Consider the following 25,583-nt stretch of genomic DNA (forward strand, 5'->3'; position numbering starts at 1 on the left):
AGGAATAGGACAAAAAGTGAGGAATAGTTATGGATTATGATGTAATCGTCATTGGGGGCGGACCATCTGGACTGATGGCTGCCATTGCCGCAGCAGAAAACGACGCTCGCGTGCTATTGCTCGACAAAGGTGACAAACTTGGCAGAAAGCTGGCCATTTCAGGCGGAGGGCGCTGTAATGTTACCAATGCAATGCCCATTGAATCGCTGATCGCACATATCCCCGGAAATGGACGCTTTCTGCACAGTGCACTATCGGCATTTGATAATCGGAACATTATTTCTTTTTTTGAACAATTAGGTGTTGCGCTAAAAGAAGAAGATCACGGGCGCATGTTTCCCGTTTCCAATAATGCAAAATCTGTCGTTGGTGCTTTGCTTGAGCGCATGAACCAGTTACATGTCACAATTAAAACACATGCGCCGGCCCAGGCCGTTCTTTATGATGAACGAACAATAGGCGCAAAATTAAAAAGTGGAGAAAAGATATCCGCCGTTTCTAGTATTGTCGCTGTAGGCGGAAAATCCGTTCCGCAAACTGGTCCATCGGTCTGTACGACTGACATGTATAGCAAGAAAATATGCGGCGTTCAACTCAAATCAGGCGAGATTATCAAAGCAAAAAAAGTGATCGTTGCCGTCGGTGGAAAAAGTGTTCCGCAGACTGGGAGCACTGGAGATGGATACAGTTGGGCTAAAGCTGCCGGGCACACAATCACCGCTCTCTATCCAACAGAGGTTCCGCTTACATCTAATGAGACCTTTATAAAGAACAAAACACTTCAAGGCCTTTCTCTCTCCGATGTATCTGTAACCTTGGTTAATCCAAAAGGCAGGCCTTTAATGACTCACAGATGGGATATGGTTTTTACTCATTTTGGTTTATCTGGCCCTGCCATTTTGCGACTCAGTCAATTTGTCGTCAAAGCACTAAAGAAATTCAAAACTCATGAAGTAACGGTCCTGATTGATACCAAGCCAGAAATTAATGAGCAAGAACTATACGAACATTTAACTCGAATCTCTAAAAACGATCCAAAGAAAGCCATAAAAAATGTTTGGAAAGGCATTGTACCCGAACGCTATCTTAACTTTCTCTTTGAATTTAATTCCATTTCACCAGACCACACATTTTACGATTTATCAAAGGAAGATATTCGAAAAATGGCGCATTCATTGAAAGCATTTCCCATTAAAATAAATGGAACATTGTCTCTTGAAAAAGCGTTCATAACCGGAGGTGGCGTCTCGCTCAAAGAGATCAATCCCAAAACGATGGAATCAAAATTTGTTTCAGGCCTATACTTCTGCGGCGAAATTCTAGATGTGCATGGCTACACTGGAGGATATAATATCACAGCTGCCTTTACTACCGGGCATGCGGCTGGAATTGCCGCAGCGCAGACTTCGCGCGTAAATCAAAAAAGCTGATACAACCGGATGGATTGTGTCAGCTCTTTTCTATTGTCATTTTTCATTTTTTAAAATAAGCCAGTTACTTTTCCTCCCTCATCAACATTCATGTTCAGTGCAGCCGGATGTTTCGGGAGGCCAGGCATGGTCAGCACATTTCCTGTCATGACAACGACAAAGCCGGCACCGACTGAAACCTTTAATTCACGCACATGAATAGTGAAATCTTTTGGCCTGCCGATTAATTTTGGATCGTCCGACAGTGAATACTGTGTTTTTGCTATACAGACAGGCAACTGATCCCATCCATACTTTGCAAAATCCTTCAACTGTTTTCGTGCTTTCGGCGAATAGTCAACATCCTTTCCGCCGTACACTTTCGTTACAATTGTTTTGATCTTACTTTCAAGCGAGTCCGTCAGACTATAGAGAGGTTTAAAGTGATGTTCATTTTTCTCGATCGTATCAATGACACGCTGAGCAAGTTCCGTTCCGCCATCACCGCCAAGTTCCCAGACTTTTGTTAAAGCAACCGGATGGTGATGCGCCGCGCACCACTCCTGAATATACTTGACTTCACGATCCGTATCAAAAATAAAGTGATTAATAGCGACCACATAAGGCAGCCCAAAAGATTTAATTGTGTCAATATGGCATGCGAGATTCTCCATACCGTGCATCAATGCCTTGAGGTCTTCGGTTTTTAACTCCTCTTTTGTTAACCCTCCATGCATTTTCAATGCACGGATTGTCGCAACGATCACGACAGCACTTGGTTCGAAATGGCCGGCGCGAGTTGTGATATCCAGAAATTTCTCTGCGCCAAGATCCGCGCCAAATCCGGCTTCCGTAACCAGAAATTCTCCAAGTTTGGCACCTAATTTTGTCGCCAGCACGCTGTTACATCCATGTGCAATATTGGCAAACGGTCCTCCATGAACAAATGCAGGCGTATTTTCCAGTGTTTGAACAAGATTCGGATGGAGCGCGTTTTTAAGCAATAATGTCAGAGCGCCCTCAACCTTTAAATCACGAACAAAAACAGGATCTCCCTCATATGTATAAGCGATCAGCATGCGGCTAAGCCGCTGCTTCAAATCCGCCAAGTTTTCAGACAAGCAAAGAATTGCCATGATTTCTGATGCGACCGTGATATCAAAACCGTCTTCGCGTGGTACACCATCAACCCTACCGCCCAAACCGATCACAACATGCCTGAGTGAACGATCATTCAAATCCAGCACACGTTTCCAAACAATGCGCTGCGGATCAATATGAAGCGCATTGCCTTGATGAAGATGATTATCCAGAAAAGCCGAAAGTGCGTTGTGCGCAGCTGTAATCGCATGAAAATCGCCGGTGAAATGCAAATTAATGTCTTCCATTGGGACGACCTGGGCGTATCCGCCCCCCGCCGCTCCTCCTTTAATTCCCATTGTTGGTCCAAGCGAAGGTTCACGAAGCGCAATCACAGTTTTGCGGCCGATTTTATTCAGTGCCTGACCCAAGCCAACGGTGACCGTTGATTTACCTTCACCGGCAGGGGTTGGATTTATCGACGTCACAAGAATGATTTTTCCGTCAGCTTGATTGCGTAATTTGTCAAGTGTCTTGACGAATACCTTAGCTTTACTGTTTCCATAAGGTTCCCAGTCATTTTCTTCAAGTCCTAATTGTTCTGCGATTTCTCCGATTGGTTTAAGCTTGGCAGCCTGCGCGATTTCAATATCCGATTTTACATTTTTTGGTTTTTCTGACATTTTTCTCATTCACCCATCCAGTAATAAAAGTTGTCCAACCTTTTTTCTCTAATTATGATAACATAATGTGAGCGAGGCTAAAACGTCCGTAACAGATTTAGCTACATAAGCGTTACTTGCAGAGGTGCAGTAGTTATGATTGAAGTATCCTTTGATGGATCAACGGCTGGCAATCCTGGAGTTGCCGGTGGCGGCATTTACATAAACGAAGGAAATGGAAACGAAATTCGGCGATCCATAGCGTTTGGAGAACTTTCAAGCAACCATGAAGCAGAATTTGCTGCTTGTGTAGCGGCACTGCAATGTGCACACGAGCGAGGCCATCGAATCATCTCCTTCCGAACCGATTCACAGCTTGTCAATGAAGCTCTGAATAAACGTTATGTCAAAAACAAACAGTATGTTCCCTATTTGGATCAATCACTTCATTTAATCGATCAATTCGACTTGTTTTTCTGTAAGTGGGTCCCCGACCGACAGAACAAAAATGCTGATCTATTAGCTCGCCAGGCAATTCATGAGCAACTGGCAGGACACGGAGGTTAAGTATGAATCATAAGCGTACACTGATCGCGGATGCCACTTTGCTCGGGGTCACTTTTGTATGGGGTACAACCTTTATTATCGTCCAGAATGTACTTGATCAGCTCACTCCATTGACTTTTAATGCCTGGCGTTTTTTACTTGCCGCTGCTGTTCTAATGAGCTGGCAAATGATGTTCGCAAGTAAACATACTCCCAAAATCGATCAATACAGCTGGAAACTAATCGGTTCCGGTCTGCTTCTTGGAACCTTTCTGTTTGCAGGCTATGTTTGCCAGACAATCGGCCTTCTCTATACAACTGCCTCAAACGCAGCGTTTATTACCGGACTTAGCGTTGTGCTTGTCCCTGTTTTTTCATCAATGATGTTAAAAAAAATACCACATAGAACGATTATTGCAGGGGTTGTTTTCGCGACTATCGGTTTATTCTTTTTAACGACTCGCGGGCAATTCGTATTGAACAAAGGAGATCTAATTGTGCTTGTCAGTGCCATTACCTTTGCCTTGCATATCATTTTTACCGCTAAGGTTACGGAACAGTATCAGGCTCTGTCTCTTACCATTGTACAGCTATCTGCAGTAGCGCTGCTCGCTTTTGCCGGCAGTATTCTTTTTGAAAGGGGCAAAGCATTTGAATGGCAGCGTATGCTTCAGGCAGATGTTGTCGCTGTCGTCCTGTTTATGGCGATATTCGCGACAGCCTTCGCTTTTCTTCTTCAGACTTTCTTGCAAAAGGAGACACCTGCAACACATGTAGGGATCATTTATATTATGGAGCCCGTCTTTGCCGCCTGGACTTCTGCTGTTTTCCAGAACGTTCGTTTTGGTACAAGTGACTTAGCGGGATCATTGCTTATTCTGACCGGTATGCTGATCGCTGAATGGCCAACAAGACAAAAAAAGGAACAGATTAATTCGATCAAATGCGAGGAGAAAAAGGTTTAATTCAAAGCGCCGTCCGTTTCTTCGTAAAAAGAGTGTTTCAATAGCTATTGAAACACTCTTTTTATTGGAATATATTAATTTGTACAGTTTTTCATTTTTATTGTATAGAGCATAAGACATCTGTCTGTTCAGTTGAATCGTCTTGCGCCTCTCTTCAAAGACGTTTTTTCTTAACAGTCCGGTCCAACAAGCAGCCGTTTAGCGAGTCAATGCCTTATATTCAGCGGTGAGTTTCATAAAGAGTGCTTTGTTCCTTGAGTCCAGACTCGCATCAATACGCTGACGCAAGCTTTTAACCTTTTGGTTGAACTCCATTTCATCAAGGATCATTTGGGCATACATTTCTACAACCGAGACCTTCGCCTGTTGCTCTTGGTAAACAACAAGCGCTTTTGAATTCTCTTGGGATGAGTGTTCATTGTTCATCTTCATTGCCCCCTTTGCACTTTTTACTATTCTAAACTATTTTTCTGAAAGTTTCAACCATTCTAATTCACTTTCTTTTTATTCTTCAAATTATTCCGATTGCATTGGATATTTATGACAATCAAGCAACGCACTAACGCGTGTGCACGAAATAAAAAACTTCTTCATTCGCATGGTACGCATATCAACTATTTTTAAATGCCTGAATTAAAAAAAAATCGGGAAGATCCCGATTTCAAACAACAGACCATATCAATATAGTTCATTCATCCCTTAAATAGAGCAACAAGTAAAAAGTTCGCCATGCACAACGTTCCGCCTATCAATTAGGCCATCGGAGAACGCGGCACGCACATTTCTTGAATTTGCATGCTGCCCATAAATGGCAGATCAGCAGATCATGACATAACAAAGTTCATTCATTAGTACTGCTATGACTTCTGCCTGTTCCGTCCACGATAGTTGTTACCCTTCCGGTAATCGCGATCCTTTGAGTGGTAATAATTTCTCCCCTTGCCACCTCGCTGCTGGCGTCCGGAAGTGTGTTTGACCATCAACGGCGCTTCACGGGTCAGTCGAATCGGTGTCGTGTTCGGTTCTTTCGTCATAATTTTCAGTGCCGCTGCAATGAGTTGTGCAGAATCATATTCATCCAGCAAATCCTGAGCTTTTGACATATATGCGTGATACTTCCCCGATTCAAGCATCTCTTTCAAATTGTCTATTGCTAATTTTTGCTGTCCTGCAAGTGCCTCTTCGTAACTCGGTGCATTGATCTGCTTCATCGGCTGTTTCGTTAATCGTTCAATGGAACGCAAATGCGGGAATTCGCTTGGCGTGATAAAAGTTAAGGCCATTCCTGTTTTCCCGGCACGTCCGGTACGACCAATTCGATGCACGTAGCTTTCAGGATCCTGGGGCAGGTCAAAATTATAGACATGTGTTACATTGCTGATGTCAAGACCACGTGCAGCCACATCTGTCGCGACGAGCAACTTAACTTCATTTTGTTTAAAACGGCGAAGAACAAGATCACGCTTCGACTGTGTCAAATCGCCGTGAATGCCTTCCGCTTCATAACCGCGTTTCTGCAGGGCACGCATTAATTCATCGACACGGCGTTTCGTCCTTCCAAAAACAATGGCCCTCTCAGGTGATTGAATATCCAGAAAGCGAGTCAGCGCGTCAAATTTTTCTGCTTCTCTTAGTTTCACATAGTTTTGCTCAATCAAAGAAACCGTCAGTGTTTTGGCTTTTATTTGAATCTTTCGTGGTTCATGCATAAACTTCTCTGCGAGCAATTGTATGGGCTTCGGCATGGTGGCCGAAAACAGCAAAGTCTGGCGGTTCTGCGGGGTGTTTTCCAGAATTTCATGGATATCGTCAATAAATCCCATATTCAGCATTTCGTCTGCTTCATCAAGCACAATCATCTTAATCTGATCTAAGCGAATCGTCCGACGCTTAATGTGATCAAGCAGCCGTCCAGGTGTTGCCGATACGATGCTCGGGCGTCTTTTCAAATCGCGAATCTGTCGTTGAATATCCTGCCCACCGTAAATAGCGATTGTTCGAACTTTTTTATAAAACCCCAAAGAACTCAGTTCATGGGCGTTTTGAATGGCAAGTTCACGTGTCGGAGTGATGACAACACCCTGTATTTCAGACTCCTGAGGATCGGCTGCCTCAATCATCGGAATACCGAATGCGGTCGTTTTACCTGTACCGGTTTGTGCCTGTCCGATAAGATCCACTCCGGTTTTCGCAACCGGAATGGCTTGTTCCTGAATCGGGGTCATGTCTGTAAACCCCATACGTTCGGTTGCTTTCTTTATTTCTTCACTAATTTCGAGCTCTGCAAATTTCATTAAGTTATACTATCTCCTTTTCATTGTTTAGTTTGATCAACAAATGATTAGGCATTCCCCGCGTCGGACGGAAAATGCCTACTAAACAGTGAACGAGCTTTCATCGTTGTATTCAAAAGTAAACCTCTTCCATCCCTATTGATTACCTAAACACATAAACACACCTTAACATGTTAAGAAGTGAAATGCAATGGATTGAATATTGGATATCGTGCATTTTATGCTGACTGAAAAACCTGTCTATCGTCAATAATGTCTAATGTTCACATTCATTTCAAACGAAAATGCATAAAGTGTAACACATTAATCAAAAAGTGTGATAACATTTAAGCATAATGGACGAGGAACGAGGGAAATAAATAATGACTGAGACGGCAAGGGAGCCGGTGTTAATTTTTCTTTTTGGCGCAACAGGAGATTTGGCACGAAGAAAGCTTTATTCTGCACTGTACAGACTGTACACAAGAGATCAGGAATTTGCAGTAATTGGTCTGGCGCGGCGTACGCATACTGATGAAACCTATCGTGATTTAATTAATGACTCTCTGCCTTCCGAAGTGGGCCAGCGCAAACACTTTTTAGAGCGTTTCTATTATCGGCGCCTCGATATTACACGCCCGGAAAGTTTTGCTTCGCTCAGTACGTTTTGCGAAGAACTTGATGCACGCTATCATCTGCATGGAAATCGCATTTTCTATCTCTCACTTGCACCGTGTTTTTTTGCCGAAGCGGCAAAGCAGCTGAAAAAATCCGGACTTGCGGAAACAAAGGGCTGGAAGCGTTTAGTCATTGAAAAACCGTTCGGTCATAATAAAGAATCATCAAAAGAACTAAACGACAGTCTGCTTCATGCTTTTAACGAAAATGAAATATATCGAATCGATCACTATCTGGGCAAAGAAATGGTTCAGAATATTGAAGTGCTTCGATTTGCAAACCCTATATTTGAAGCGATTTGGAATCGACGCTACATATCAAATGTACAGATTACGCTTAGTGAGACGCTGGGGGTCGGCGACCGAGCCAATTATTACGATCAGACCGGTGCCCTGTTAGATATGGTTCAGAATCACATTATGCAGTTGCTGACGCTGGTTGCCATGGAACCTCCGGTGCGTCTTGAAACCAATGATGTCCGCTATGAGAAGGTTAAAGTTCTGAAGGCAGTCCGGCCGATGAATATACACAATGTCACTGAACAGATTGTGCGCGGTCAGTATTCTCGCGGCATCGATGCCAATCGTGAACGACTCCGCGGCTATCTTGATGAAAACAATATTCGCAGTGATTCTGAAACAGAGACTTTTGTGGCCGCTCAGTTTATGATCGACAATTATCGTTGGCAAGGCGTTCCTTTTTATATACGTACTGGCAAAAGAATGTCCGAAAAGGCAACACAGATTGTCATTCAATTTAAAAAGCTGCCGAAGAATCCGTACTTTCACAATGTTAACCACGTTGGTCCAAATTTGCTGGTGATCTATATTTCACCTGATGAAGGGCTCTCACTGAAGCTAAATGTCAAAGAAACCGGTGAAACTGGAAATACAATTCCGATTTCTATGAAATTCCGAAACAATGCATTGGCAATGGAAAACATGCAGGATGCCTATGAACGCCTGATTGCGGACTGTATTAAGGGTGATTCTACAAACTTTACCCGCTGGGATGAGGTGGCTTACTCCTGGGAAATCGTGGATTCGATTGTTGATTCCTGGAAAAAGCGCCATGTACCTGTTGATTACTACGAGGCAGGTTCAATGGGTCCGGTATCGGCCGACGAATTGCTTGAAAAAAACGGACATCACTGGTGGCCGCTCATGCATATGGAATAATTTCATTGATCCGTTATCCATTCTTCATGCTTACCATGATCAAAAGATGTTAAGTTCCACCCTTCTTATGAAAAAAGCGTGTTCCGTTAATCATTCAGGAACACGTTTTTTTACAAGATAAGAAAGTATATCATTTTGACCCATATGAAAACCAATAAACCAGTGTCTTATCGAGAATCAAAGCGGAGTGCGAGACGCCTGCGGGATCAGCGAGCCAGGAAAGACCCCGCAGGAATTTGCCTGCCTGAGGAGGCTTCCGGATCGCCCGCGGCAAGCGAGCAACTGTGAAGCGTCGATTCAGTACTGTAAAGACACGAACCCATGACATGTGGCTGGAGATTAAGGACCGGGCGCTTTTTGCTCGGTTTTCTAATACTTCATATTTTTTCTCATTCATGCCTGAGTCTGGGGAAGCGCTCTGATCCATTCTACTTCCGCATTGAATGCTTCGATAAGTTTTCGTTCTATTGACCCCGGCGTTCCTCCATTGATTAAATGACCATTAATTTCCAGCACGGGATTTACCTCATTGCTTGTGCCGGTTATAAATACTTCGTCCGCGTTCATGAGCTCATCAATGGTGAATGTTCGTTCATGCACAGGAATCGTTAATCGCCTGGCAAGATCAAGCACAAACAACCGTGTGATCCCGTTTAATATAAAATGATCGGCCGGATGAGTCACCAATTCTCCGTTCTGAACAATAAACACATTGCTTGACGAGCCTTCTGTTACAGTATCCTCTCGATGAAGAATCGCTTCGCCGGCGCCTTCTTCGTGGGCCTTTTGCTTTGCAAGAACATTGCCGAGCAGATTCAGTGTCTTAATGTCGCACCGAAGCCAGCGAATATCGTCAGCAAGAACCGCCTTTATTCCCCTTGTTCCCTGTGCCGCACTGCGTTCTTTATGCACGACTGACCCGGTGACCACCGAAGATGTATTTTCGGGGAAGTAATGCTGTCGAGGTGCCGCGCCACGCGTGATTTGAAAATAAACGATGCCGTCAGTTAAATGATTTATTTCAACCAACCGCTTGATATTCCTGGTCAGATGATCCATAGAATAGGGCAGATTCAGATTTAATTCATGCGCACTGCGTTCAAGACGTTTCATATGGGGCTCAAGAAGAAATATATGACTGCTGTAGACAATCATAGCCTCATAGATACCATCCCCAAACTGGTACCCTCTGTCTTCAATATCCACCTTTGCCTGATTACGTTCAATAAATTGATCCTGATACAGCACAAATGACACTGCATTATCCCCCTTTGAATACTTAACATAGTATGATTTTTTCTATCAGCAGAACAATGCACCTGTTTACTGATTCATGCAATAATCTGATTATATGCCCTACGATCAAAACCGACAATCCTGGATTGAATCATTTTCTTTTTCTGTTATTCGCTGATTCAATAAATCGAACCAGTCGATGCGCCATCAGCGTATATCCTTTCTTATTCGGATGAAAATGATCGGTATACAGAAGTTCATTGGTTTTTCCGCGAAACAGATCAGATGTAGGCACAAAAGAGATCGGAGAGAACGACTCACTGATACGGCTACTGTTTGCGTTCCAATGATTGAGTATCGGAACAAAATCTTTATTGGCTTCCCCCAAATAATCTTCAAACGGATTATACAGTCCAAAGTAATAGATATGTGCATCCGGATTCAACTTGCGAATTTCAGTCAGGGCCTTTTTCAAATTCGCTGAGAATAGTTTTTGCTCGCGGGTAAAATCACTTTCATGAAGATCCAGAAAATGTTGCTTGAACACGCGAACAAGATCATTACCGCCAATAGTCAAAAAAACAGTGTTCGATCCTTTAATGGCGTTTTTTACTTCAGACTGATTTAATTTATTAAGCAAATCTTTCGATGTATCCCCTCGGTGTCCAAAGTCCTTGACCGAAACACTCTTTACATTTTTTGCTTTCCGAAGTAATTTTGACGTTGTGCCAACATAGCCTTGGTTTTCAAGATCACCAATGCCTTCGGTTAATGAGTCACCCAGAGCAACAATTTTCAAATGCAATGGCTTCGGTTTTTTAGGAACACTCGTATGCTCTCCTAAATAAAAGATTGCTAGAAACAATGTGCCAATCAGCACAATGACAGCTGAAAGAATAATAAAAACTCGCTTTTTAATACTTCTGCACCTCACTCACCCGTTCTCTATCCTTCATACCACCAATGTAAGGCAAGCTGCTCAATTCGCTTGCACGCTTCATCTTTACCAATACAGTAGCCTTCACGGTCATTTGGAAATTCTTTGGCTAATTGGAGCTTTAGCTGACAATAAAAACGTGCCGTTTCCTCATGCGTTTTTAAATAGTCACGAAAAGCCAAATGCCGAATAACCTGTTCGGATTCCGTTTCGAAAGCATGAAGATGAACCAAATGATTGCCAAATCTGTCTTTTTTGACAAAATAGCGCCGATTTTTAATCCCGTACTCTCCAAATGGCTGATAATCGATCTTCACAAATTCATTCGTAAACGAATCACACATTTCAATAGTCGTGACTTCTGCCAAAATATCGATTGTCGGCTTTGCTGCCATGTTAGGTATCGATGTACTGCCAATGTGGTGAATCGCGCGTAAGATCGGCTTCAACAATGGAACAATACGGGCGGCTTCCTTTTTATATTCGACTGACCAGTTTGCATTATAGGGAACAACCTGAATTTCTTTTTCACTCAAGACCATCACCTCACACTTGACAGTTCTTATTTTAACATAAGAACCACCGGAAAAATTAGAACGCTCCACAGGTGTATCGCGCTTTCATGTCTGACGTACACTTTTATGCTTAGCCAAAATCAGACACTTCCTTTACTTGTAAAAAAAGCAGCGAATATCGCTGCTTTTGATTATGCTTTTTTGAAATCAGGTTCAGTTTTATTCACCGTTCATTTTGTTGCATGTCTATTGTCAATCCTTCTTTCAATTTTCTCCAATTGTTTTCCATCACGAAGAATTTCCAATTTATTCTTCTGAATTAATTCTTTAATACGGTCACGTTTTTTCATGATTTTCACACCCTTCTACTCTTCTCCATGCAAAGTCGGTCGGTAGCAAAAATTAAAGAACATAACTATGTGAATTTTTTTACTATACTAACAATGTTACCCGCATTTAATTTGTTCAAACACGGAAATCCGCACTTTTTGTCGTTTAATGAACCAATCTGCTACAATAGAGGGGTTAAATTACGTCGGGAGGCTTTTCCATGGATAAACAAGTCAAAGAAGTTCTAAAGCGGAACCGCCAGCACTATTTAAAAAAAATGATGGAATTTCTCTCCATTCCAAGTATCAGTTCCGACTCGAATCATAAAGATGATGTAAGAAAAGCGGCCAGTTGGCTGGCTGATGATTTGCGCAACGGTGGTCTGGAACATGTCCAGATCTTAGAAACAGCAGGTCATCCAGTTGTTTATGCCGACTACCTGAAGGCCGAGGGAAAACCAACTGTCCTATGCTACGGACATTATGACGTACAACCTGTTGATCCGATCGAAAAATGGACATCTGATCCATTTAAACCGGTAATTAAAGATAACATCATCTATGGCCGGGGAACGAGCGATGACAAAGGGCAAGTCTTTATGCTAGCCAAGGCCGCGGAAACCATCCTTGAAGCAAAGGGAGAACTGCCGGTAAATATTAAATTTTGCTTTGAGGGTGAAGAAGAAATCGGCAGCGCGCACCTCGATGCTTTTGTTGATGATCATCTTGATCTTCTGAGTGCCGATGTACTGCTTGTTTCGGATACGACCATGTTGGGTATGGATCAGCCGGCAGTCAGCTACGCATTGCGCGGCCTTTGCGGCCTGGAAGTACGGCTGCAGGGCCCTAAAGGTGATCTTCATTCCGGTGTCTACGGCGGCGCCGTTCAGAATACACTTCATGCGATGATTGAACTGCTCGCGACACTCCATGACAAGCAGGGACACGTAACTGTTAAGGGCTTTTATGATGACGTCAAACCATTGTCGAATGAGGAACGAAAAACATGTGAGAGCCTCTCCAATGATGAGGCATTGAAAAAGGAACTTGATGTCGACAGTTTATACGGTGAAGAGGGATACTCAACAATTGCCCGAATCTGGTCACGGCCGACGCTGGAGTTAAACGGTGTCTTTGGTGGTTTCACAGGTGAAGGACTGAAAACGGTTATTCCATCTCAGGCGACTGCTAAAATTACTTGCCGACTTGTTCCGGACCAAGACCCAGCGAAGATCGGAGCGCAGCTTGAAAAACATCTAAAAGAACACTTGCCTGTTGGTGTAAAACTCGATGTCGTGCTTATGGATCGTGCCGATCCTTTCAGTATGCCTGTTGACCATCCTGCATTGCAGGCCGCTCACAAGGCTCTGGAAGAGGCGTTCAACACAAAAGCCATTTTGTCTCGTCAAGGGGGTTCAGTACCGATTGTGAATACGTTCCATGATAAACTGAGACTTGCGCCGATTCTTATGGGATTCGGACTGGACAGTGAAAATTTTCATGCACCTAATGAACATTTTCATCTGCAGAACTTTGACCGTGGATTGGACGCCCTCACATCATTCCTGTTTTATCTGCCAGAATACTTAAAATAAAGAATTCTAAAAAGCAAAAGCGGTCGCCCTTTTTACGAGGACGGCCGCTTTTTTATTGAAGAAGCCTATAAAGTTTATTCAGCTATATTGAACTTTCTCGGCGTTCTTATTTGAACATCAGGAAGCGAGTAAGATCAAAACATGACCACTCCAGCGGACCCGTTCCTTCGCATCATTCGAATGTCTGAAGGCACTCAATCAACTTCTTCATCCATTAATTTGTCTCCGCTCTTCAGAAATATCCAAATATATCTGTCCTGCTTATTCCGCTAGTTTTCTTCTGAGTACCGTTTGAAGAATACCACCGTTTCGATAATAATCAATCTCAACTTCACTGTCGAATCGAATGACAACATTAAATTCGATTTTCCGACCGTCAGACTTGACCGCAGTGGTATTCACTTTATCTCCCGGCTTCACCTGATCATCAATACTAATCGTGATTGCTTCCTCACCAGTCAGGCCAAGCTGATCGGCATTTTGCCCTTTGGCGAACTGGAGCGGCAAAACCCCCATCATAACCAGGTTGCTTCTGTGAATCCGCTCATAGCTTTCAGCTATGACTGCTTTAATGCCTAACAGATTAGTTCCTTTAGCCGCCCAGTCTCTTGAACTGCCCATGCCGTAATCCTTGCCGGCAAGTACCACTAGTTGTGTACCGTTTTGCTTATATCTCATCGCTGCATCATAAATGGGCATGATTTCGCGCGTTGGCCAGTAAGTTGTATACCCGCCTTCCATTCCCTGAGCAATTTGATTGCGAATGCGCACATTAGCAAACGTGCCACGCATCATCACCTCATGATTTCCTCTTCTTGAACCGTAGGAGTTAAAATCAAAGGTTTTTACGCCTCGATCAAGCAAATACTTCCCGGCCGGACTTTTTGGTGCAATCGAACCAGCAGGAGAAATATGATCAGTGGTTACAGAATCGCCAAATTTGCCTATTACCCGAAGCCCCTGAAGCGGTGTGATTGTATTTAAATTCGCTGAGAGGTTCTCAAAAAATGGTGGATTCTGAATATAAGTGGACGCTTGGTTCCAATCGTACAGCTCGCCCTCACTTGTTTGAATGGTATTCCAGCGTCTGTTTTCGGTAAAGACACGCGCATACTCTTTTTTGAAATTCTCCGGGCTAACCGAACGGTTCATCACGGCCTCAATTTCATCGGATGATGGCCAGATATCCTGAAAGAAAACATCTCTTCCTTCAGAATCTTTGCCAAAAGAATCATGGGCCATGTCAAAATTTACGGTTCCCGCTAAGGCATACGCAACAACGAGTGGCGGTGAAGCCAGATAATTTGCCCGAATCAGCGGATGAATTCTGCCCTCAAAATTTCGATTCCCGGAAAGAACGGCGGACACCGTCAGATCCTGATCAATAATCGCTTTTTCCACCGGATCCGGGAGCGGTCCGGAATTACCAATGCATGTTGTGCAGCCATAGCCAACAACATGAAATCCAAGCTGTTCCAGATAAGGCATAAGCCCGGCTTTTTCAAGGTAATCGGTGACCACCTTCGATCCCGGTGCAAGACTGGTTTTCACATATTTAGGTACATTGAGCCCCTTTTCCACAGCTTTTTTCGCAATCAGACCTGCACCAATCATTACCCCTGGATTACTTGTATTCGTACAACTCGTTATGGCCGCAATAACTACAGCACCGGTTTTAAGTGCCTCTTTATCTCCGTCAGGATAAATAATGGTCGCGCTTTTTCCCAGTTCATTTTCGTCAAATCCGAATCCATGATTTCCGGACGGCCTTGTCAGTGCTTTCTCAAACTCTTCACTCATATCAGTAAGAGCGATCCGATCCTGAGGACGTTTCGGCCCCGCAAGTGATGGTTGAACCACGGAAAGATCCAGCTCCAGAACTTTTGTAAAGCGCGGATCCACAGCATTTGGAGTATAGAATAAGCCATTCGCTCTGCAATAATCTTCAACAAGCTTCACATGTAATTCGGAACGGCCGGTCAGGCGCAGATAATCCAATGTAATCTGATCTACCGGGAAAAAAGTGGCTGTTGCCCCGTTCTCTGGTGACATATTGGCTATGGTCGCCCGGTCAGCCAGTGACATATGAGATAAACTCGGCCCGAAAAATTCAACGAATTTGCCAACAACATGTTCATCACGGAGCATCTGAGTCACATGCAGTGCCAGATCAGTAGCAGTCGCCCCGTTTGGCAGACTGCCGACAATTCGAACACCAATAACATCCGGCACTGGAAAATAAGAAGGCTGTCCAAGCATTCCCGCTTCTGCTTCAATACCTCCGACACCCCATCCGAGTACGCCTAATCCATTGATCATCGTTGTATGTGAGTCCGTACCAACAAGCGTATCCGGATACGCCAGTGTACCCTCAGCATCGTCAACTGAATGAACAACAGAAGCCAGATACTCCAGATTCACCTGATGAATAATACCGGTAGCCGGTGGTACCGCACGGAAATTCTCAAATGATTTTTGCGCCCATTTCAGAAACTTGTACCGTTCTTCATTTCTTTCAAATTCTCGTTCCATATTATAACGAAGTGCTTCGTTGGTACCGAAATGGTCAACCTGAACCGAATGATCAACAACGAGATCGACTGGTTTCTCCGGATTAATCTTATTAGGATCGCCTCCAAGGTCAGCCATCGCTTTTCGCAATGAAGCCAAGTCGACGACAGCCGGAACACCCGTGAAATCCTGCAGAATAATTCGGGAAGGATTAAAAGGCACGTCAATCCGTTTATCCAATTTATCCGTTCCCCATCTTGCAAGATTTTCCACATGTTCACTTTTAATGACTCTTCCATCACATTGGCGTAAAACTGCTTCAAGCAAAATTTTAATCGAATAAGGAAGCTTTTCTATATCTCCGTAATCCGATAACGCATTTAACTGATAGTAACGAATCGTTTTTCCATTGCTGATAAACGTCCTTAATGCATGGAAAAAATCATTGTTTTTTACACTTGCGTTGTTTGCTGTTGCTGTCATTTTTTTCACCTTCCTGTCTGTCTCAATCATGGACACATCCCTTATTTAATGATAGCTGAACTTTATCATTAAGTAAATTTTATTTATTCTATAAATTTTAATAATCAATACTTATCGATAATCCATCTTATGATAGATATTCTGCTTAAGAAAACCGGGCAAAAATGCTCGGTCCTTTATCTCCGACCATGATTTATTGATTTATGCCTTTGGGTTGCATCGGCGCTGCGGCAGCTCGCTTGCCGCGGGCGCACCTCTTCTTTGGTGGTGCTTGGCTTAACCATTGTTTCATCGAATGGATAGAGAGAAAAACTCTATACTTAACCTGTAAAAAAGAAAGACTTGGCCCAAATTTTTTGAATTAAGGCTAAGTCCTGGCATCTCTTAATGTATCTTTCGCTGAATTCTAAATTCGCTATTCATATAAAAAAGTCACTGCTTACCCTCTTGGAAGTGTCACCATAAATTTATAGCGATCTGCGCGATACAGTGATTTTGTGTATTCAATCGATTGTTTATTTTTGAGATAAGAGCAACGCTCAATCAACAATACCGGTGAACCTTTTGGCACTTTCAAAATATCCGCCTCACCGGCGGTAACAATAACCGCTTCAATGGATTGTTCAGCATGATCGATTTCCAAGTTGCACTTCTGCTCTATATACTGATAAAGCGAAAGTGTGAGATCAGCTTCAGCTAAGTTGGGGACCAATTTTTGCGGGAGATAGGATATTTCAATGGCCATAGGCTCATCATCTGCCAAACGGGTTCGTTTGATCTCAATAACCTTGTCCTGCGAATCAATCGAAAGTTTCTGGGCCACCTTGGCACTAGGCGTAATACATGCAAAACTCAGCATTTTGCTGCCTGGCTTCATCCCACGGCTAATCATATCTTCTGAAAATCCATTAACACCCTGCAATGCTTTTTCGATTTTCAGCTGATCGGCTACAAATGTACCCTTACCTTTAATGCGCACAAGAATGCCGGAATTCACAAGATCCAGCACTGCTTGACGCACCGTCATTCTTGAGACATGGAATTGATCGGTAAATTCACGTTCAGAAGGAATTTGATCCCCAGCTCTCAAATTCCTGGTTTCAATTAATTGCTCAATATATTTTTCGATTTGATAGTACATTGGCACCGGTGATTTACGGTCAATCATTTCATCAATCCTTATTTAATTTTATTAAAGACAATGCAGATCTGTCAGCGATCACGGTAACATCCGGATGCTGAATAAGCGCAGAGGCAGGAAAACCGCTTTCCGGAACGGAGGAACGAACCAGCTTGTACATCGCCTCGGCCTTTTCTTCACCCGACACAATTAAAAGAACTTTTTTGCTTTTCAATATGGTCCCGATTCCCATTGTGATCGCTTGTTCCGGAACTTCGGATAAGCTGCTGAAATAACGTGCATTCGCCTTTCTTGTTGAATCAGTTAACTGAACGACGTGTGTCCCTATGGACAAAGGAGTCCCCGGTTCGTTAAAACCGATATGACCGTTACCGCCAATGCCAAGCAGCTGAAGATCCACACCACCAAGACTGTCGATTAAATCGTCATACCGTGCACAATCATGATCAGTCGTTGCCAGACTGTCAGGAAGAAAATGCTGATCTTCCGGAAGATCAATATATTTGAAAAAGTTATGGTCCATATAAGAATGATAACTGTTCGGATCACTTGGATCAATACCTACATATTCATCTAAATTAACCGTGCGAACAGCTTTGTAACTCGTTCCGTTTTCGCGATGATCCTTGACAAGCTCTTTATACGTTTCTTCTGGCGTACCTCCGGTTGCAAGACCCAGCACGGCATCTGGCTTTTTGTGAATTACTTCTAAAATTACTTTAGCTGCTTTTCGGCCCAGTTCCCGTTTGTCTTTTACAGCAACTATTTGCATGTATCATCACTCCTCTTTCTTTTCAAAAGCAACAGTCCCCCGACAAATCGTAAGCACGAGTTCATTATTTTCGTTCAGTACGATGAGATCCGCATCTTTTCCAACTTCAAGTGATCCTTTACGATCAAATACACCGCACTGTAATGCCGGATTAATCGCACTCATCTGGACGATATCCGCCAATGTAGCATCCGTAAAAGTGAGCATGTTGCGCAACGAATCTTTCATTTTTAACAGGCTTCCTGCAATAGTGCCGTCTTTTAATAGTGCGACGCCATCGTTTACGTGTACATCTTGTCCACCAAGATCATACGTACCATTTTTCAAACATTTCGCACGCATCGAATCGGTGATCAAAATGATTCGATCGCTTCCTTTTAATTTATAAGCCAGATTTATCATACCCTGGCAAATGTGGTGACCGTCACAGATCAGTTCAGTATATAGTTCATGATGGAGCAACGCTCCACCAAGAATACCAGGTTCTCGATGATGCATGCCTCTCATTCCGTTATACAGATGAGTAACCTGTGTAGCCCCTGCATCGATGGCACGGATGACATCTTCATCAATTCCGTTAGTATGTCCGATCGATGCGATGACATGCTGCTCCGCCAAATGACGAATAAAGTCGAGACCACCGCTTACCTCAGGAGCAAGTGTTACTTCTTTTATATAATGGCCTGAAAGCTCCTGCCAGTGATCAAAGAGCGCAAGATCAGGATCTATGATATATTTTTCTGGCTGCGCTCCGGCTTTTTCTTTGTTTATAAAGGGTCCCTCTAAATGAACACCAATTATTTCAGATTCACCAGGGCTTTGATTTCCTATCGTTTCAGAGATATTTATCAATGCTCTTTCTATTGCAGGGACCGATTGTGTGATCGTTGTCGCTAAAAAAGAGGTCGTCCCTTCTCTTGCCAGTGCAGAAGCAATGGTGTGCAATGCCTCTGGCGTAGCGTCCATCGTATCTGCGCCGTCAGCACCATGGATATGCATATCGATCATTCCAGGCAAACAGTTATACGTATCGGGAAATTGGAAGATTTGATCAGCAGATACGTCATTGTTTATACCGATACCAACAATTTTATCGTTTTCAATGAAAAGGCTGCTTTTTTCCAGCCATTCGTTTTGACTATAGATGGAACATCCTTCAATTTTAATTGTCATGAGATCGCTTCCTTTTTAGAGCCGGCTAAAGTAATGATTATTTTTCCAGCCCACTTTTTGATCCATCTAGAAAAGGAAAAAAATACTCGCTTTCAGTCCTGAATTCAGCACTCATACATCGTTTGGCAGATAGTCACGTTAAAAAAGCACCTTTTCATGAATGAAACAAACTGCGAGAAAAAAACCAGAACTTTAACTGGATCTTTTCTTTAATTGTAGCATATAAACATCTTGTTGTATAGACAACTAGACTTAATTATTCTTTTTATCTTTCGAACGGTTCATTTCTAGTCACTACTTGTTCACAAATGCGGTGTGTCTCCAGTGCATCTCCCTTTAGTATAGGCTCCTGCTGACCAGAGCGAACTGTATTTAGAAACGACTGAACAATCTGTTCAAACCCTCGTTTATGCAACGTACTGCACCAATCATCGAAACATTCGATTTGTCGTTGTTTGCCTTGAATCCATTCACATTCTGTCAAATCACGTATCAATAGTTCCCCATGTTTACTCATCACTTGAATGAGTTCCTGATTTGCTCCACTAACGCGATTCATTATTGCCGATGCCACTACATTACCGCTTTGCATGTTAAGGATAATACCTGTACATAGATTTTCCTTGTTTTTCGAAATTGAAACTGAATATTTATCAATTGGCCTGTTAAGCAAAAACCTTGCTGTATCAACGACATGAATGAAATCATCAAAAACAATCGTTCTCAAGTCACCGGCTGCGTTGATTCGATTTTTCTGGCAGATAATCATCGTCTTATCCGGCAAATCAGCTGCCCGGGCAATCATCGGAGCAAATCTTCTGTTAAAACCGGTAAACAGATAGACATGAGCATTATCAGCCAGCTTCGTTAAATATGCAGCGCTTTCAAAATTATCCGCAAGCGGTTTATCTGTATAAACAGAAACTCCCTCGTGAATTAAACGTTCAATAATTTCCGGATGTGCTACAGTCGCGGCATGTACAAATGCAGCCTGAATTCCTTGATTTAACCATTCATCAATGTTGGTAAAAATGTGATCCCATCGATATTTTTCATGCAATTTTTCCAGAGTTTTTGGATTCCGTGTACAGAAATAGAAATCAACATCGCCTATTGACGCATAAACAGGTATATAGGCCTTTAGCGCAATTGAACCAATACCGATCACACCTACTTTTATCAAGACTATTCTCCCTCTCCGATATTTCTGAATTTCGAATTTCTACCATTATTTATTTTATAATAAAACCCCAGTGAATGGATCATTCAATGGGGTTCTTTTTACTTCATTTGATTGTTGATGGCTTTCATCATCTGATTGATCTTCTTTTGTGATGGATGCTGGCCCATTTGCGCCATCATAATGCGCAGCATGTTTTCATTGATCGGCGGGTTCTTTTTAAGATAGTTCATCATATATTTACGCGCGATTAAGAAACCGAGAATTACCCCGGCAGCCAGGCAAATCACGCCAACTAATATGTATAACCAGAGCATGTGTCTGCTTCCTCCTTGTGTCAATATCCATAAACAGTGTACACTACCACAAGAATTCAGGTCAACCTTACACCCACTGAAACATCATGCATTCACAAATGGGCGATCATCCGAACACGTAAAAAAAAGAGAAAGCTGCTTCTTAAATCAATTAAGAAAAGCTTTCTTTCTGAAGGAGGATGAAAAATGGTCATTAATGTAAAATCATTAATGATAAGAAATTCATCGCCATAAGCAAAAAGCATCAAAGAGAAATTAATTGTACCAATACATAGTAAGTGATTTCTCTTTGTTATATAACAGTATAGCATAGTCTCACTTAATTGCCAATCCACTAAACCGTCCAATTCCCTGTAAAAAAACGGGTGTGCCCGACCCGTAATCTCAACCGTGATTTGCTGATTTATGTTTTTTGTACTACATCGTCGCTGCGGCTGCTCACCTGGCGTGGCCACACCACGACCCTCTTCGAGCAAGCTGAAATCTGCGGGGTTTCACTGGTATGCTGATTCACAGGAACGCTCCGCAGGCATCTCGCACCTCCGCCTTGATGCTTAGACGTTAAACTGTTTCATTTTCTTTTTACCGGAATAACAAGTTGCTGATTTGGAATGATGTGATCGCGTGTTAAACCATTCTCATTCTTTACCCACTCAATAAATGCATGTTTTGAAAGGTTTGCACTTTCTTTTTGATGCGCTTCAGCAATTGACCACAGCGAATCCCCTGCCTTCACCTTTATTTTTTCATAACTATTCTGATCCGCCAAAACGGTATTCGAAAGTGTAAAGAAGAAAATTATCGTCATAATACAAAGTAATACAATATAGGAAATGCCTCTCGCTTTTTTATTTGTATGTGTCTGCATGTTTATTGCCTCCCAACAGGAATATTTGTTCTCAGAACGTTTGTTCGTTTTCTCAATTTTAATGCGAACACACATTTGAGTCAAGCTTTTTTTAGAACAAACGTTTGCATGCATTTTCCCTGAATGCTATAATATTGACAAGATAAGGAAAAGGAGCAACATCATGAAACTCTCGAATCGGCAGCAATCTATACTTGATTTTATTAAGCATGAAGTCGCCCTGAAAGGATATCCGCCGTCAGTGCGTGAAATATGTGATGCCGTCGGGCTTGCGTCCAGTTCAACTGTTCATGGACATCTTGAACGCCTTGAAAAAAAAGGGCTTATTCGCCGGGATCCAACGAAACCTCGGGCAATCGAAGTGCTCGATCATGACAGTGACATTTATACTGAAAAAACAGTTCATGTTCCGGTAATTGGTAAAGTTACCGCCGGGCTTCCCATCAGTGCCGTTGAGAATATCGAAGAATATTTTCCCGTTCCCGGCTCTATGGTAGAGGATGATGAGGTGTTTATTCTTAACGTTTCCGGAGAAAGCATGATTAACGCAGGTATTCTTGATGGGGACAAGGTTATTGTACGCCAGCAGCAGACTGCGGAAAACGGAGACATTATTGTAGCAATGACTGATGAAGATGAAGCAACTGTGAAACGTTTTTTCATGGAAAAAGACCATGTGAGACTTCAACCGGAAAATCCTTCAATGGATCCAATTTTACTTGATCATTGCGTCATCCTGGGCAAAGTAATTGGTGTTTTTCGCACTATTAAATGAAGAATTGAACGACAAATCAATGCGTATCATTTTTGAAGGAATATTTATTCCTTCTTTTTTTGTATCAGTTATGACGGAAGGTGCAGGTATACATGGTGAACGTAGTCGGTTAAAATAAAGAAAAAACAAGGAGGAACGACAATGAATGATTTTCTCAGGAAAAGCCTGCTTATCGGAATTGGTGTAACAATTGTGGGTAAAGAAAAAGCTGAGAAGGTACTGAATGACTTATCAAAAAGCGGCAGTGCAGCTTCTGAAGAAGTGCAAGAATATCTTGGTCTGCTCAGTGACAAAGGAAAAGAAAACACAAACAAACTGCGCCAGGAGGCCATTGAGGCTTTGAAAGATTTTGGATTTGTCACTCGTGACGAATATGCAGCGCTTAAGGATAAACTGAGCCAATTGGAAACAGAAATCGCTGAGCTGAAACAGGTGTCCCATGATCCGCATAAAAATTAACGGCTAAAGGTGACAATTTCTATGATTGGAAAACGCATACGCCATTTAAAAAGATATCAGGAAATTGTTTCTGTTCTCGTTAAATATGGATTTGGCTATATTGTAAAAGAAGTCGGTCTTTTTCATTTGCTGTCTCTGCCTAAACAGATTGTTTCTGATTTTAATGGCACAGGCAACGATCAAAAAACCCTTGGAAAGCGGATCCGTCTCATGCTTGAAGAACTGGGTCCGACTTTTATTAAACTTGGCCAGCTCCTGAGTCTCAGAACGGATATTTTACCTGAACAAATTGCCGAAGCGATGCGTGACCTGCAAGAACGAGTGACTCCCGTTGACATCCAGACCATTGATCAGATCGTGTGCCGCGAGCTGGGGGCACCCGTTTCAGAAATTTTTGCCCAGTTTGATGAACAATGCATTGCGGCCGCTTCAATCGCTCAAGCACATCATGCAGTTCTGAAAACCGGAGAAGAAGTGGCCGTGAAAATTCAAAGGCCCAACATTGATGCCATTGTTGAAAATGATATTGAAATTCTCTGGGATCTCGCCTCACTCGTCGACAAAAGATATGAATGGGCACGCACTTATCAGATTCTTGATCTTGTTGAAGAATTCTCACTGGCCATACGAAGCGAGCTTGAATACACAATAGAAGCCAGAACAACCGAAAAATTATTTGCATTCTTTAAAACAGATGAGCGTGTGATCATTCCTAAGGTCTATCAGGATTATTCAACCGCTAAAATATTAACCTTAGATTTTATTAACGGCTATAAATATAACGATTTAATCCAGAACTGCCCCGCGGACATTGATAAAAAAACCATATGCGAGCGTCTTGTCCATTCATTTCTTGATCAGGCGCTCATCTGCGGTATTTTTCATGGAGATCCACACCCGGGGAATCTTCTTTTTTTCTCCGGCAACAGAATTGGTTACATTGATTTTGGACAGGTCGGCCATTTAAGCGAGCCCATGAAACGCGATTTCGGTGACTTGATTATTGGACTTATGAGAGGCAATACCAATCTCCTGTTGCGCACAATTTCATCAATGGCCGTAATGCCGGACGATCTGAATGAGCGGCAATTTAAAACTGATTTAGATATGCTCCGAGAAAATTACTATCGCCTTCCTTTTAAGAAGGTTCATATCGGCGCAGTCATTCATGATATCTTCTCGGTTACAAAAAAACACCGCATCCATATCCCCAAAAATTATACACTGCTCGGCAAAGCGCTGATTACATTGGAGGGATTGATTACAGGATTGGATCATGAATGCAATATTCTCGAGTTCGCCGAACCCTATGGACATCGACTGTTAATTCGAAGACTCGATCCCGAGGAACTTTCAAAAAAGATATTGATGAATGGATATGACATTTTTGAAAACAGCATACGCCTGCCTGGCTTACTCCGCAAAACGCTGATGCATCTTAACAGCGGAAAAACGCGTGTCGAAATGAAACTCCCGCAATTAGAATTTCTGCTTGCCAAAGTAGACCGGGCAGCAAATCGTATCTCATTCAGCATCATGTTGCTTTCACTGAGTATCATTTTAGCATGCATTATCCTGGGTGAAACATTTGGTTCAAGATCATTGCTCAGTAACGTGCCGGTCCTCAGCATCGCGATCACCATTGTACTGTTTATGTTTATGCTCGTGCTATTGTCCATTTTCCGTTCCGGGCGATTCTGATCCCCTTCACTGCGGACCCCCCATTAATATTGTTCTTTTAATCGGCTTTGATCCACATATGGAACACACGCGAGCCAATCGATGGATCTATTTTTTGTGCCATACGATTGAGTCTGACTTGTGCCATGATCACGTGTTCTCTGTCATCCGGATAACCATGGATCATTTGGCTGCATTGTTCTGCAATCCATTTTATATGATGCTCATCAATGTTCTTACCTGCCAGGAAAAGCGTTCCCGCCCTGCCCCGTACAGGGAGAGTATTCACCCACTCCGAATTAGGCTGATTATCGATCATTCTGCATGTACTCCCGACAGTTGTATCGGCCACAGCAAGCAGCACATCCTGCTGACTGCTGGGTACCTTTTTAATCTGCCGCTCCATCCAATCAAGCCTTGCTTCATCAATTACATAGGATTGTTTTTTGAAGGGCAATTCATTTTTAATGATTTGAAGCGTATTGGCATCTCCAGTGCACGCCAGAAACTGCCGTTCGGATAGACGAACAAAGCTTGGTTTGCTGCCTAATCGTTTAGAAATTCCGTCCTGTTTAGAAACAGTATAAAGCTTGTCATCACTCACTGCGGAAATCCATCGCTCAGTAACAATGATCGACACAAAACTCATTTTTTCATCCTCCATACCTCTTTTAACTACTATATTATAGTGCGACAATAGATTTCATCCGTTTCTTCAATGAAAAAATAGTGCATATCTATTTGCATTTTCTTTTGAAAGTCATAAAATGGACCCATAAGGTTCAATTTATTGTCAAATTTATATATAGAAAACACTTGAA

24 protein-coding genes are annotated in these 25,583 nt (G+C 42.6%); 8 read left to right on the forward strand and 16 right to left on the reverse strand.

Annotated elements, in window-relative coordinates; translation table 11 throughout:
* Positions 1–29: 29 nt before the first annotated feature.
* Positions 30–1,430: a BaiN/RdsA family NAD(P)/FAD-dependent oxidoreductase gene (locus M3N64_RS07445; RefSeq protein ID WP_249100440.1), complete on the forward strand. Its 1,401-nt coding sequence runs from the start codon at positions 30–32 to the stop codon at positions 1,428–1,430.
* Between the two features lie 50 nt (positions 1,431–1,480).
* Here M3N64_RS07445 and M3N64_RS07450 read toward each other — a convergent pair whose 3' ends face one another.
* Entirely contained in the window at positions 1,481–3,172 is a 1,692-nt protein-coding gene (locus M3N64_RS07450; protein WP_249100443.1) for a formate--tetrahydrofolate ligase, read from the reverse strand.
* Between the two features lie 135 nt (positions 3,173–3,307).
* On the opposite strand from M3N64_RS07450, the gene M3N64_RS07455 reads away from it, so the two are divergent.
* Positions 3,308–3,718, forward strand: coding sequence for a reverse transcriptase-like protein (locus M3N64_RS07455; RefSeq protein ID WP_249100445.1), 411 nt, complete (start codon positions 3,308–3,310; stop codon positions 3,716–3,718).
* A 2-nt stretch (positions 3,719–3,720) separates the two neighbouring features.
* Positions 3,721–4,662 carry a DMT family transporter gene (locus M3N64_RS07460; RefSeq protein WP_249100447.1) on the forward strand — a complete coding sequence of 314 codons (942 nt, stop codon included), beginning with the start codon at positions 3,721–3,723 and terminating at the stop codon, positions 4,660–4,662.
* 198 nt (positions 4,663–4,860) lie between these two features.
* On the opposite strand, the gene M3N64_RS07465 is transcribed toward M3N64_RS07460, so the two are convergent.
* Complete coding sequence (locus M3N64_RS07465; protein ID WP_249100451.1) at positions 4,861–5,088, reverse strand: IDEAL domain-containing protein; 228 nt, start codon at positions 5,086–5,088, stop codon at positions 4,861–4,863.
* Positions 5,089–5,519: 431 nt separating this feature from the next.
* Complete coding sequence (cshA, locus tag M3N64_RS07470) at positions 5,520–6,956, reverse strand: degradosome RNA helicase CshA (protein ID WP_249100455.1); 1,437 nt, start codon at positions 6,954–6,956, stop codon at positions 5,520–5,522.
* A 362-nt stretch (positions 6,957–7,318) separates the two neighbouring features.
* Between cshA and zwf the strand changes: the two genes are divergently transcribed.
* Positions 7,319–8,791 (forward strand): glucose-6-phosphate dehydrogenase, encoded by a 1,473-nt coding sequence (zwf, locus tag M3N64_RS07475; protein WP_249100458.1) that lies wholly within the window; start codon positions 7,319–7,321, stop codon positions 8,789–8,791.
* A gap of 393 nt (positions 8,792–9,184) precedes the next feature.
* Here zwf and dat read toward each other — a convergent pair whose 3' ends face one another.
* From dat to M3N64_RS07495, 4 genes are all read right to left on the reverse strand, one after another.
* The gene (dat, locus tag M3N64_RS07480) at positions 9,185–10,048 is read right to left on the reverse strand and encodes a D-amino-acid transaminase (protein WP_249100461.1); all 864 of its coding nucleotides are present in this window, start codon (positions 10,046–10,048) and stop codon (positions 9,185–9,187) included.
* 130 nt (positions 10,049–10,178) lie between these two features.
* Positions 10,179–10,961, reverse strand: a complete 783-nt coding sequence (locus M3N64_RS07485) for an SGNH/GDSL hydrolase family protein (protein WP_249100464.1) — start codon at positions 10,959–10,961, stop codon at positions 10,179–10,181.
* A gap of 11 nt (positions 10,962–10,972) precedes the next feature.
* The gene (locus M3N64_RS07490) at positions 10,973–11,500 is read right to left on the reverse strand and encodes a GrpB family protein (RefSeq protein WP_249100466.1); all 528 of its coding nucleotides are present in this window, start codon (positions 11,498–11,500) and stop codon (positions 10,973–10,975) included.
* Between the two features lie 209 nt (positions 11,501–11,709).
* Positions 11,710–11,829, reverse strand: a complete 120-nt coding sequence (locus M3N64_RS07495) for an FbpB family small basic protein (RefSeq protein ID WP_249100468.1) — start codon at positions 11,827–11,829, stop codon at positions 11,710–11,712.
* 200 nt (positions 11,830–12,029) lie between these two features.
* On the opposite strand from M3N64_RS07495, the gene M3N64_RS07500 reads away from it, so the two are divergent.
* Positions 12,030–13,403, forward strand: a complete 1,374-nt coding sequence (locus M3N64_RS07500; protein WP_249100471.1) for a dipeptidase — start codon at positions 12,030–12,032, stop codon at positions 13,401–13,403.
* Between the two features lie 261 nt (positions 13,404–13,664).
* Here the strand turns inward: M3N64_RS07500 and acnA are convergent, their stop codons facing one another.
* The 8 genes from acnA to yneA form a co-directional block, all read right to left on the reverse strand.
* Positions 13,665–16,397, reverse strand: coding sequence for an aconitate hydratase AcnA (gene acnA / locus M3N64_RS07505; RefSeq protein ID WP_249100473.1), 2,733 nt, complete (start codon positions 16,395–16,397; stop codon positions 13,665–13,667).
* A 439-nt stretch (positions 16,398–16,836) separates the two neighbouring features.
* Positions 16,837–17,565 carry a GntR family transcriptional regulator gene (locus M3N64_RS07510; protein WP_249100476.1) on the reverse strand — a complete coding sequence of 243 codons (729 nt, stop codon included), beginning with the start codon at positions 17,563–17,565 and terminating at the stop codon, positions 16,837–16,839.
* 4 nt (positions 17,566–17,569) lie between these two features.
* A complete protein-coding gene (gene nagB, locus M3N64_RS07515; RefSeq protein WP_249100479.1) occupies positions 17,570–18,310 on the reverse strand; it encodes a glucosamine-6-phosphate deaminase in 741 nt (246 codons plus the stop codon).
* Between the two features lie 6 nt (positions 18,311–18,316).
* Positions 18,317–19,483 (reverse strand): N-acetylglucosamine-6-phosphate deacetylase, encoded by a 1,167-nt coding sequence (gene nagA / locus M3N64_RS07520; protein WP_249100482.1) that lies wholly within the window; start codon positions 19,481–19,483, stop codon positions 18,317–18,319.
* A 265-nt stretch (positions 19,484–19,748) separates the two neighbouring features.
* The gene (locus tag M3N64_RS07525; RefSeq protein WP_249100484.1) at positions 19,749–20,666 is read right to left on the reverse strand and encodes a Gfo/Idh/MocA family protein; all 918 of its coding nucleotides are present in this window, start codon (positions 20,664–20,666) and stop codon (positions 19,749–19,751) included.
* Between the two features lie 98 nt (positions 20,667–20,764).
* Positions 20,765–20,980: a YneF family protein gene (locus tag M3N64_RS07530; RefSeq protein WP_249100487.1), complete on the reverse strand. Its 216-nt coding sequence runs from the start codon at positions 20,978–20,980 to the stop codon at positions 20,765–20,767.
* Positions 20,981–21,072: 92 nt separating this feature from the next.
* Positions 21,073–21,435, reverse strand: a complete 363-nt coding sequence (locus M3N64_RS07535; RefSeq protein ID WP_249100490.1) for a hypothetical protein — start codon at positions 21,433–21,435, stop codon at positions 21,073–21,075.
* 116 nt (positions 21,436–21,551) lie between these two features.
* Positions 21,552–21,848: a cell division suppressor protein YneA gene (yneA, locus tag M3N64_RS07540; protein ID WP_249100493.1), complete on the reverse strand. Its 297-nt coding sequence runs from the start codon at positions 21,846–21,848 to the stop codon at positions 21,552–21,554.
* 163 nt (positions 21,849–22,011) lie between these two features.
* Here yneA and lexA point away from each other — a divergent pair, with 163 nt between their 5' ends.
* From lexA to M3N64_RS07555, 3 genes are all read left to right on the forward strand, one after another.
* Entirely contained in the window at positions 22,012–22,623 is a 612-nt protein-coding gene (gene lexA, locus M3N64_RS07545) for a transcriptional repressor LexA (RefSeq protein WP_249100496.1), read from the forward strand.
* Positions 22,624–22,764: 141 nt separating this feature from the next.
* Complete coding sequence (locus M3N64_RS07550) at positions 22,765–23,082, forward strand: phasin family protein (RefSeq protein ID WP_249100497.1); 318 nt, start codon at positions 22,765–22,767, stop codon at positions 23,080–23,082.
* 21 nt (positions 23,083–23,103) lie between these two features.
* Positions 23,104–24,783: an ABC1 kinase family protein gene (locus tag M3N64_RS07555; protein ID WP_249100501.1), complete on the forward strand. Its 1,680-nt coding sequence runs from the start codon at positions 23,104–23,106 to the stop codon at positions 24,781–24,783.
* 37 nt (positions 24,784–24,820) lie between these two features.
* Here the strand turns inward: M3N64_RS07555 and M3N64_RS07560 are convergent, their stop codons facing one another.
* Entirely contained in the window at positions 24,821–25,411 is a 591-nt protein-coding gene (locus M3N64_RS07560) for a hypothetical protein (protein WP_249100504.1), read from the reverse strand.
* Between the last annotated feature and the right edge of the window lie 172 nt (positions 25,412–25,583).

It is taken from the genome of Sporolactobacillus mangiferae, from assembly GCF_023336505.1.
GTDB lineage: Bacteria > Bacillota > Bacilli > Bacillales > Sporolactobacillaceae > Sporolactobacillus > Sporolactobacillus mangiferae.

Bases quoted from the DNA above. Each gene is read 5' to 3' on its own strand.
- M3N64_RS07495 (WP_249100468.1), bottom strand. From the start codon at position 11,829: ATGAAAAAACGTGACCGTATTAAAGAATTAATTCAGAAGAATAAATTG.
- zwf (WP_249100458.1), top strand. From the start codon at position 7,319: ATGACTGAGACGGCAAGGGAGCCGGTGTTAATTTTTCTTTTTGGCGCA.
- M3N64_RS07555 (WP_249100501.1), top strand. From the start codon at position 23,104: ATGATTGGAAAACGCATACGCCATTTAAAAAGATATCAGGAAATTGTT.
- M3N64_RS07560 (WP_249100504.1), bottom strand. From the start codon at position 25,411: ATGAGTTTTGTGTCGATCATTGTTACTGAGCGATGGATTTCCGCAGTG.
- yneA (WP_249100493.1), bottom strand. From the start codon at position 21,848: ATGCAGACACATACAAATAAAAAAGCGAGAGGCATTTCCTATATTGTA.
- M3N64_RS07530 (WP_249100487.1), bottom strand. From the start codon at position 20,980: ATGCTCTGGTTATACATATTAGTTGGCGTGATTTGCCTGGCTGCCGGG.
- M3N64_RS07500 (WP_249100471.1), top strand. From the start codon at position 12,030: ATGGATAAACAAGTCAAAGAAGTTCTAAAGCGGAACCGCCAGCACTAT.
- M3N64_RS07455 (WP_249100445.1), top strand. From the start codon at position 3,308: ATGATTGAAGTATCCTTTGATGGATCAACGGCTGGCAATCCTGGAGTT.
- nagB (WP_249100479.1), bottom strand. From the start codon at position 18,310: ATGCAAATAGTTGCTGTAAAAGACAAACGGGAACTGGGCCGAAAAGCA.
- lexA (WP_249100496.1), top strand. From the start codon at position 22,012: ATGAAACTCTCGAATCGGCAGCAATCTATACTTGATTTTATTAAGCAT.
- M3N64_RS07550 (WP_249100497.1), top strand. From the start codon at position 22,765: ATGAATGATTTTCTCAGGAAAAGCCTGCTTATCGGAATTGGTGTAACA.
- acnA (WP_249100473.1), bottom strand. From the start codon at position 16,397: ATGACAGCAACAGCAAACAACGCAAGTGTAAAAAACAATGATTTTTTC.
- cshA (WP_249100455.1), bottom strand. From the start codon at position 6,956: ATGAAATTTGCAGAGCTCGAAATTAGTGAAGAAATAAAGAAAGCAACC.
- nagA (WP_249100482.1), bottom strand. From the start codon at position 19,483: ATGACAATTAAAATTGAAGGATGTTCCATCTATAGTCAAAACGAATGG.
- M3N64_RS07465 (WP_249100451.1), bottom strand. From the start codon at position 5,088: ATGAACAATGAACACTCATCCCAAGAGAATTCAAAAGCGCTTGTTGTT.
- M3N64_RS07450 (WP_249100443.1), bottom strand. From the start codon at position 3,172: ATGTCAGAAAAACCAAAAAATGTAAAATCGGATATTGAAATCGCGCAG.
- M3N64_RS07460 (WP_249100447.1), top strand. From the start codon at position 3,721: ATGAATCATAAGCGTACACTGATCGCGGATGCCACTTTGCTCGGGGTC.
- M3N64_RS07510 (WP_249100476.1), bottom strand. From the start codon at position 17,565: ATGATTGACCGTAAATCACCGGTGCCAATGTACTATCAAATCGAAAAA.
- M3N64_RS07445 (WP_249100440.1), top strand. From the start codon at position 30: ATGGATTATGATGTAATCGTCATTGGGGGCGGACCATCTGGACTGATG.